The sequence below is a fragment of the Micromonospora sp. NPDC051296 genome (assembly GCF_040682255.1).
Lineage (GTDB): Bacteria > Actinomycetota > Actinomycetes > Mycobacteriales > Micromonosporaceae > Micromonospora > Micromonospora craterilacus.
Genome location: NZ_JBFBAO010000313.1, coordinates 1 through 8,593, shown reverse-complemented (window position 1 = coordinate 8,593; position 8,593 = coordinate 1). Strand labels below are relative to the sequence as shown.

The window sequence follows — 8,593 nt, the reverse complement described above, 5'->3', positions numbered from 1 at the left end:
TGTCGTTCGATCATTCGGAAAGCGGTAGACCCGCTGCCGCGCAGTCGGCGCGCAGCTGGGCAACCTGGCCGTCAGTGGCGTCCACCAGCGGCGGCCGGACCGGTCCGGCCGGCAGGCCCTGCACCGCCAGGCCCGCCTTGACCAGGATCGTGCCCTGGGTACGGAAGATCCCGGTGTACAGCGGCAGCAGCCGGCGGTGCAACGCCAGCGCGGTCGCCATGTCTCCCGCGTCGTGCGCCTCGATCATCCGCTTGGTCTCGGCACCGGTGAAGTGGGTCGAGGTGCCGACCACGCCGACCGAGCCGACAGCCAGCGCCGGCAGGGTGAGCGCGTCCTCACCGCTGTAGAACGCCAGCTCGGTGCGGCCGGTCACCCAGCTGGTGGCGGTCAGGTCACCCTTGGCGTCCTTCACCGCGACGATGCGGCCGTGCTCGGCGAGCCGGACCAGCGTCTCGGTCTCGATCGGCACGCCGGCGCGGTGCGGGATGTCGTAGAGCATCACCGGCAGCCCGGTCGCGTCGGCCACGGCGGTGAAGTGACGCAGCAGCCCGGCCTGCGGCGGCTTGTTGTAGTACGGGGTGACCACCAGGAGCCCGTTCGCACCGGCCTTCTCCGCCGAAGCGGCCAGCTCGATGGTGTGCCGGGTGTCGTTCGTGCCGACCCCGGCCACCACCCGGGCCTGGTCGCCGACGGCCTCCACCACGGTCCGGATCAGGCGTTCCTTCTCCGCGTCGGTGGTGGTCGGCGACTCGCCGGTGGTGCCGTTGACCACCAGCGCGTCGGCGCCCTGCTCCGCCACCAGGTGGTTCGCCAGGCGCGCGGCACCGTCGAGGTCGAGCGCGCCGTCGGCCGTGAACGGGGTCACCATGGCCGTGAGCACCCGACCGAAGGGACGGGAAGCCGCCCGGGCCGGGGTGTCAAGGTGGTCGTGCGTCATGGTGACAACCTAGCGGACGGCCGGCGGACGGCCGCCGGGGAAGGGCTCAGGACCCCTCGGAGTGCGTGCTCGCCGCCACCTCGGTGCCGTCGGGCAGGGCCGAGATGACAAAGTCGGCGAAAACGTTCGGCGCGACCCGCTGCAACTGCCGCAGGCACTCCACCGCCAGCTCGCGGATCTCCACGTCGGCGTGCTCGGTGGCGCGCATCGCGATGAAGTGTCGCCAGGCGCGGTAGTTGCCCGTCACCACGATGCGGGTCTCGGTGGCGTTCGGCAGCACCGCGCGGGCCGCCTGACGGGCCTGCTTGCGCCGCAGCGTCGGGTTGGGTTCGTCGGCGAAGTGCCGTTCCAGGCCCTCCAGCAGCTCGTTGTACGCCCGTACGCTCGCCTCGGCCGCCTCGACGAACCGCTTGTGCAGCTCCGGGTCCTCGGCGATCACCCTCGGCTCGACCATCGCCGCGTCCCGTTCCGGCACGTACCGCTGGGACAGCTGCGAGTACGAGAAGTGCCGGTGCCGGATCAGCTCGTGGGTGAACGACCGGGACACCCCGGTGAAGTAGAAACTCACCGACCCGTGCTCCAGCACGGAGAGGTGACCGACCTCCAGGATGTGCGCCAGGTAGCCGGCGTTGGTCGCGGTGGCCGGGTTCGGCTTCTTCCAGCTCTGGTAGCAGGCCCGGCCGGCGAACTCGGCGAGCGCCTGACCCCCGTCCGCGTCGGTCGACCACGGCGCGTCCTCCGGCGGGTCGAAGTGGGTCCACGCGATCAACTTGACCTGGGGCTGCACCATCTCCGGCATGCCGCGACTGTAGTCGCACGCCCCTGCCGACCCAACTCCGGCTCGCCCCACTTGCAACGTCCGTCACGGTCCCGGCCGCTTACCGAAAGTCAGCGCGAGCCCGGCCTGGCCGGTTCAGGTTCGGACGCGCGGAAAGGCTAGACGTACAGGCTGGTGAACGGGGCCCAGGGGAGGTTGCGGACCACCGAGAAGGCCAGCCAGGCGGCCAGGAACCCGCTGATCACCTTCGGGCTGATCCGCAGCTCGGGGAGCCGCCAGCCGAACGCCTGCTTGCCGGCCCAGACGACGAAGAAGTACGCCAGGAAGGGCAGCGCGAAGACGAAGAGGAAGTGGTGTCGGGCTGCGGCCGGCAGGTCGGCGTGCAGCACGTACCAGAGGGCGCGGGTGCCGCCGCAGCCTGGGCAGTCCAGCCCGGTGGTCAGCTTGAGCAGGCAGGTCGGCAGGGCGTCCGGGGCCGAGCGGGTGGGGTCGCTGAGCAGCGTGTAACCGATGCCGGCGGCGACGCAGCCGAGCGCGGCCAGCGGCACCACCCAGCGCGGCGTGCGGTCGGAGAGCCGGACCACGAGCCGGGTGAGCCGGTCGGGCTCGGCCACCGGGTAGGCACCCGGGTGACCCGCCGGCCAGCCGCCCGGCAGCGCCCCGTCGGGCTGCGCGGCGACCGGCTGCGCCCCGTCGGGCTGTGGCCCGGTGGGTGACGCCGAGGCGTCCGGCGTGACCGTCGCCGGGCCGGTGGGCGCGGGCGGCTCTCCAGCGGGCGGGTGCGGCTGGGCGGCCGATCGGTCAACGCTCGTCACGACGCTCACCGTACACCGGCCACGCCCAGCAGGGCGGCGGCCAGCGGAGCCGCGAGGTCACCGGCGGCCGGCGGCGCCACCGCGTCCAGGCCGAGCCAGCCGGCCAGCCGGTACAGCTCGGCGGCGAGCGCCACCGCGGTCTCCCCCGGGTCGGCGCCCGGCTCGACCCAGGCGGCCGGCACCAGCAGCACCCCGGCCTTGCGGTCGGCCTTCAGGTCGACCCGGGCGGTGAACCGCTCACCCTGGCGGAACGGCAGCACGTAGTAGCCGTACACCCGCTGCGGCGCCGGGACGTAGATCTCGATCCGGTAGCTGAAGTCGAAGAGCCGCTCGGTGCGGCCGCGTTCCCAGACCAGCGGGTCGAACGGGCTGACCAGCGTGTTGCCGCGAACCCAGCGGGGCAGCCGGGCCTGCGCGTGCAACCAGGCGGGCTGCCGCCAGCCCTGCACCGCGACCGGCCGCAGCTCCCCCGCCTCGACCAGCTCGGCGATGGCCTGCCGGGCCCCGGCCACCGGCAGCCGGAAGTAGTCGCGCAGTTCCACCTCCGCGGCCACCCCGAGCGACCGCGCGGCGATGCTCACCAGCGTGCGGTACGCCTCGGCGTCAGTCGGCGTGGGCACGTCGAGCACCTCGGGCGGCAGCACCCGCTCGGGCAAGTCGTAGCGGCGGGCGAACGAGGTGGTGCGCTCTGCCGCGCACACCTCGCCGGCCCAGAACAGGTATTCCACGGCCTGCTTCACCGCCGACCAGTTCCAGCCCCAGTTGCCGGTCTGCCGGGGCGCGTCGTGCTCGATCTCGGCCACGGTGAGCGGGCCCTTGGCGGCCACCTCGTCGCGGACCCAGGCGACCAGCGCGGGCTGCTCCTGCGCGATGCGGCGCATCCCACCCCAGGCGTCGGCGTGCGCCCGGGCCATCCGCCAGCGCAACGCCGGGTGCAGGCCGACCGGCACCAGCGACGCCTCGTGGCCCCAGTATTCGAACAGCTCACGGGGGCGGCGGTAGGCGGCGGAGTCGAGCAGCGTGGTCGGGTAGGGCCCGATCCGGCTGTAGAGCGGCAGGTAGTGCGCCCGTTGCAGCACGTTGACCGAATCCATCTGGATCAGCCCGACCCGGTCGAGCACCCGCCGCAGGTGGCGGCGGGTGGGCGCGCCGGTGGGCGCCGGGTCGGCGAAGCCCTGTGCGGCCAGCGCGATCCGCCGGGCCTGGGCGAGCGAGAGCGATTCCGGTGCGACCATCGCAGGGCAGGCTACGCCAGCCGTACGACAACCGGTGCGGACGCTGGACCTGTCGCCGGTGGCCGCCTAGAACTACAGGCATGCCCACCATCCGCCGGGAGGAGCCCGCCGACGCCGAGGCGGTCGCCCGGGTGCACGTACGCGGCTGGCAGGCAGGCTACGCCGGGATCATGCCGGACGAGGTGCTGAACCGGCTCAACCCGGTCGCCTGGGCGCAGCGCCGTCGCGACCTCGGCACCGCCGACCCGGACCACCCGTTCACCACGTTGCTCGCCGAGATCGACGGCCGACTCGCCGGGTTCACCACGTTCGGCCCGTACCGCAACAACCAGGACCGCGGCGACCTCGACCCGACGTACGGCGAGGTGGTGGCGATGTACGTGACGCCCGACCACTGGGGCGACGGCACCGCCGTGGCCCTGCTCGCGGCGGCCCGCGCCGGCCTGATCGAGCGAGGCTGGACGGAGTACCGGCTCTGGGTGCTCGCGGACAACCAGCGGGCCCGCCGGTTCTACCAACGGGCCGGGCTGTCACCGGACGGCGAGCGGTCGACCTACCCGCTACCGATGTCCGGCGGGCGTCCGCCGCTCGGGCTGGTCGAGCTGCGCTACACCGGCCGGCTCGACGGGTGAGTCGGCCGGCCCCACGGGCGGGGCAGGCCGGCGCACCGGCAGGAAGGCCAGCAGCGCCAGGCTGATCCAGACGTAGGTGTTGCTGAACAGGAAGCCGTCGACGCCGGCGAAGTCCCACTCCCACGCCCAGACGATCCGGCTGATCAGGAAGCCGTACCCGACGGTCACGGCGACCAGCAGGACACGGCGCCGGCGGCTGCGCGGCGGCGCGGCCATGCCATTGTCCACCAGCAGCAGAAACCCCGGCAGCAGCCAGACCAGATGGTGCACCCAGGTGACCGGGCTGACCAGGCACATCACCGCGCCGGTCAGCGCCAGGCCGGCGGCCTCGTCGCCGGCCGACGCCGCGGCGCGGGACCGCCACGCCCACAGCGCCACGGTCGCCGCGACCAGCACCAGCCAGGCCAGCGTGCTCGGGTGCTGCGGGTCGAGCCGGGCCACCACGCCGCGCAGCGACTGGTTGGAGATGAAGGCCAGTTCACCGACCCGGCCGGTGTTCCACAGCGCGGTGGTCCAGAACTCCCGGGAGGCGTCCGGGAACAGCGCGGCGGCGAGCACGGTCGCCCCGGTCGCGGCGCCGGTCGCGGTGACCGCCGCCCGCCAGCGCCGGGTCACCAGCAGGTAGACGATGAAGATGCCCGGGGTGAGCTTGATCGCGGTGGCCAGGCCGATGCCGATCCCGGCCCACCGGCTGCCGCCCGGCAGCAGCCTGAGCAGGTCCACCGCGACCAGGAACAGCAGCAGCGTGTTGACCTGGCCGAAGTTGATGGTCTCGCGCATCGGCTCGAAGGCGGCGGCGAGGCAGAGCGCCACCGCGAAGGCGAACCAGTGGGTCCAGCCGGCCCGCCGCGACACCGGGTCCAGCAGCCACCAGATCAACACCGCGCCGGTCACCACACCGGCGGCCACGCTCACCACGATCGCCCCGTGCCAGGACAGGTACGCCATCGGCAGCATCACCAGGGCGGCGAACGGCGGGTAGGTGAAGCCGTACTGGGTGGCCGGCCGAAGATAGTCGTAGAGATGCCCGCCGTCGTGCGCCCAAAACACCAGCGCGCCCCGGTAGACCTGCAGGTCGAAGAAGCCGTGCCGAGCGGCCGTCACGGACAGGAACGCGGCCACCGCGACGGCGAGCACGATCACGGCGCCGACCTGTCCGACCGCCCGCTTGGCACCCTGCGCCAACGTCGCCTCCCTCGCCCTGCGTAGGCTGTCGTGCCATGGCTCTCGGGTACGTCCGCCCGGCGCGTCCGGAGGACGCCGGCGAGATCGCACGCATTCAGCTCGCGACCTGGCGGGTCGCCTACCGGCGGCTGCTGCCCAGACACGTGCTGGACAACCTCGACGAGGCGTGGCTCGCCCGGCGCTGGGAAACCGCGGTGCGCCAGCCGCCCGGCGACACCCATCGGGTGCTGGTCGCGGTCGAGCAGGCCGAGCAATCGTATCTGGTGGGGTTCGCCGCCTCCGGCCCGGTCGATGCCGAGGCACTGGCCCCCAACGAGCCGGCCGAGGCCCTCGGCCCGGACGTGGTGGCGGTGACGGACCTGCTGGTCGAGCCGCGCTGGGGCCGGCGCGGGCACGGCAGCCGGCTGCTCGCCGCCAGCGTCGACCTGTGGCGCGAGTCCGGCTTCACCCGGGCGGTGGCCTGGGTGTTCGACGGCGACCAGGCATCCCGGAAGTTCCTCACCGGCGCCGGTTGGGAGCCCGACGGCGCGGGACGCGCGCTGGACGTGGACGACATGCTGGTGCCCCAGCTACGCCTGCACGTCGCGGTCCCCACCGAGCCGACCGCGGCCGGCTGACCGCGGCCCCGACCGGCGCGCGCACGGGCCGGCGGGCTCAGTCGAGCAGGGGGTCCAGGCCGAGGGTCAGACCGGGGCGGTTACGCACCGCGCGGACCGCGAGCAGCACCCCGGGCATGAACGAGACCCGGTCGTACGAGTCGTGCCGGATGGTCAGCGTCTCGCCGGTGGTGCCGAAGAGCACCTCCTGGTGCGCGACCAGCCCGGTGGCCCGGACCGCGTGCACGCGTACCCCGTCGATATCAGCGCCGCGGGCGCCGGTGACCTCGTCGGAGGTGGCGTCCGGCACCGGGCCCAGCCCGGCCTCGGCGCGGGCCGCCGCGATTAGGCGGGCGGTGTGGGTGGCGGTGCCGCTGGGCGCGTCGAGCTTGCGCGGGTGGTGCTGTTCGATGATCTCGACCGACTCGAAGTGCCGGGCCGCGCGGGCGGCGAACTGCATCATCAGCACCGCGCCGATGCCGAAGTTCGGGGCGATCACCACGCCCACCCCGGGCTTGCGGGCCAGCCAGCCACGGACCCGCTCCAACCGCTGCTCGGTGAAGCCGGTGGTGCCGACCACCGCGCTGATGCCCTGGTCGATGCACCAGTGCAGGTTGTCCATGACGACGTCCGGGGTGGTGAAGTCGACCATGACCTCCGCCCCGGCGTCCGAGGCGTTGAACAGCCAGTCGCCCTGGTCGACCATCGCCACCAACTCCATGTCGGTGGCCGCGTCGACGGCCTTGCACACCTCGACGCCCATCCGGCCGCGGGCGCCCAGCACGCCGACCCGGATCTGCTCGGCGACGCCCTTCTCCTGCTCGTCAGTCACGCGGCACAACCTATCCCAATCGGGACGCCGGCAGCGCCGGGGTACGCCGCACGCACCCCTACCGGCCAGCGAGCCCGACCGGTACGGGGGTCAGCCGGTGAAGTCGGACTCGCCGAACGGGCCCACCACGGCCAGCGACATCGGCCGGCTCAGCAGGTCGGCGGCGAGAGAGTTGACGTCGTCCAGGGTGACCGCGTCGACCCGGTCGAGCAGTTCGTTGACCGGCATCAGGTCGCCATAGAGCAACTCGCCCTTGGCCAGCCGGCTCATCCGCGATCCGGTGTCCTCCAGACCGAGCACGAACGAGCCCTTGCTCATCCCCTTGCCCCGGGCCAGCTCGGCCTCGGTGATGCCGTCCGCGGCGGTCCGCGCCAGCTCGGCCCGGGTCAGCTCCAGCACCTCGTCGACCCGGCTCGGGGCGCAGCCGGCGTAGACGGCGAACAGGCCGCTGTCGGCGTACTGGCTGGCGTACGAGTAGACCGAGTAGGCCAGGCCCCGGCGCTCACGGATCTCCTGGAACAGCCGGCTCGACATGCCGCCGCCGAGCACGTTGTTGAGCACGCCGAAGGCGAAGCGGCGCTCGTCAAGCCGATCGAGCCCCGGGCAGCCGAGCACGACGTGCGCCTGCTCGGTCTCCTTCGCCTCCACCAGGGTGGTGGCGGCCTTGGTGCGTACCGCCGGGGTGGCCGGCCGGTACGGCGCGGGCGCCGCGGCGTCGGTCTCCAGCGGGGTGCCCAGTAGCGCCTGACGGACCAGCCGGACCACGGCGGAGTGTTCGAGGTTGCCGGCGGCGGCGACGACGATCTGCGGCGCGACGTAGCGGCGCCGGTAGAAGCTCTGGATCTGGCGCCGGGTCATCGGGGTGACCGTGTCCGCGGTGCCGGAAATCAGCCGGCCGAGCGGGTGGTCACCGTAGATGGCCCGGGCGAGCAGGTCGTGCACCTCGTCGCCCGGCTCGTCGTCGTGCATGGCGATCTCTTCGAGGATCACGCCCCGCTCGGTCTCCACGTCGGCCGGCTCCAGCACCGAGTCGGCGACCAGGTCGCACATCACGTCGATGGCCAGCGGCAGGTCCTCGTCCAGCACCCGGGCGTAGTAGCAGGTGTACTCCTTCGTGGTGAAGGCGTTGGTCTCCCCGCCGACCGCCTCGATCGCCGAGGAGATCTCCAGCGCCCCCCGCTTGTGGGTGCCCTTGAACAGCAGGTGTTCCAGGAAGTGGGCGGCGCCGGCCTGCGGCCCGGTCTCGTCGCGCGAGCCGACCGCGACCCAGATGCCGAACGAGACGCTACGCATCGTCGGGATCGCCTCGGTGAGTACCCGCAGCCCGCTGGGCAGCACGGTGCGGCGCACCGTACCGCCCAACGGGTCGTCGCTCAGCGTCCTGGTCACCGCCCGGGTCGACCCGCCGGCGGACCGGACGGTCCCGGTGGCGTGCCGGACCGCACCGGGCGGCGACACCCCCGGTCGATCCGCCGGGAAGGACGAACGCCGGGTCCGACTCACGAGAACCTGCTTCCAGTTCGACGAGGGTGAGGTCGTAGGTGACCGCCCGGTACGCGGCCTCGGTCATGCCCACGGAGGAG

At 73.1% G+C, this 8,593-nt stretch carries 9 protein-coding genes; 2 read left to right on the top strand and 7 right to left on the bottom strand.

Annotated elements, in window-relative coordinates:
• Positions 1-10: 10 nt before the first annotated feature.
• The 4 genes from dapA to AB0M52_RS26145 all read right to left on the bottom strand — a co-directional run bounded on the left by dapA (position 11) and on the right by AB0M52_RS26145 (position 3,765).
• Positions 11-937, bottom strand: coding sequence for a 4-hydroxy-tetrahydrodipicolinate synthase (gene dapA, locus AB0M52_RS26160; RefSeq protein WP_363958796.1), 927 nt, complete (start codon positions 935-937; stop codon positions 11-13).
• A gap of 46 nt (positions 938-983) precedes the next feature.
• Positions 984-1,727: an FAD-dependent thymidylate synthase gene (thyX, locus tag AB0M52_RS26155; RefSeq protein WP_363958803.1), complete on the bottom strand. Its 744-nt coding sequence runs from the start codon at positions 1,725-1,727 to the stop codon at positions 984-986.
• A 146-nt stretch (positions 1,728-1,873) separates the two neighbouring features.
• Complete coding sequence (locus tag AB0M52_RS26150) at positions 1,874-2,371, bottom strand: DUF2752 domain-containing protein (protein WP_363958800.1); 498 nt, start codon at positions 2,369-2,371, stop codon at positions 1,874-1,876.
• 164 nt (positions 2,372-2,535) lie between these two features.
• Positions 2,536-3,765 (bottom strand): crosslink repair DNA glycosylase YcaQ family protein, encoded by a 1,230-nt coding sequence (locus AB0M52_RS26145; protein WP_363958794.1) that lies wholly within the window; start codon positions 3,763-3,765, stop codon positions 2,536-2,538.
• Between the two features lie 80 nt (positions 3,766-3,845).
• On the opposite strand from AB0M52_RS26145, the gene AB0M52_RS26140 reads away from it, so the two are divergent.
• On the top strand, positions 3,846-4,397 hold the full coding sequence (locus AB0M52_RS26140) for a GNAT family N-acetyltransferase (RefSeq protein ID WP_363958791.1): 552 nt from the start codon (positions 3,846-3,848) through the stop codon (positions 4,395-4,397).
• On the opposite strand, the gene AB0M52_RS26135 is transcribed toward AB0M52_RS26140, so the two are convergent.
• On the bottom strand, positions 4,326-5,582 hold the full coding sequence (locus AB0M52_RS26135; protein WP_363958788.1) for a glycosyltransferase family 87 protein: 1,257 nt from the start codon (positions 5,580-5,582) through the stop codon (positions 4,326-4,328). The two genes, AB0M52_RS26140 and AB0M52_RS26135, sit on opposite strands and share 72 nt — an antisense overlap.
• 35 nt (positions 5,583-5,617) lie before the next feature.
• Between AB0M52_RS26135 and AB0M52_RS26130 the strand changes: the two genes are divergently transcribed.
• Positions 5,618-6,199 carry a GNAT family N-acetyltransferase gene (locus tag AB0M52_RS26130; protein WP_363958786.1) on the top strand — a complete coding sequence of 194 codons (582 nt, stop codon included), beginning with the start codon at positions 5,618-5,620 and terminating at the stop codon, positions 6,197-6,199.
• A gap of 37 nt (positions 6,200-6,236) precedes the next feature.
• Here AB0M52_RS26130 and dapB read toward each other — a convergent pair whose 3' ends face one another.
• Both dapB and AB0M52_RS26120 read right to left on the bottom strand, forming a co-directional pair.
• Positions 6,237-7,010 (bottom strand): 4-hydroxy-tetrahydrodipicolinate reductase, encoded by a 774-nt coding sequence (gene dapB / locus AB0M52_RS26125; RefSeq protein WP_363958783.1) that lies wholly within the window; start codon positions 7,008-7,010, stop codon positions 6,237-6,239.
• A 90-nt stretch (positions 7,011-7,100) separates the two neighbouring features.
• A complete protein-coding gene (locus tag AB0M52_RS26120) occupies positions 7,101-8,399 on the bottom strand; it encodes a pitrilysin family protein (RefSeq protein ID WP_363958798.1) in 1,299 nt (432 codons plus the stop codon).
• Positions 8,400-8,593: the final 194 nt, after the last annotated feature.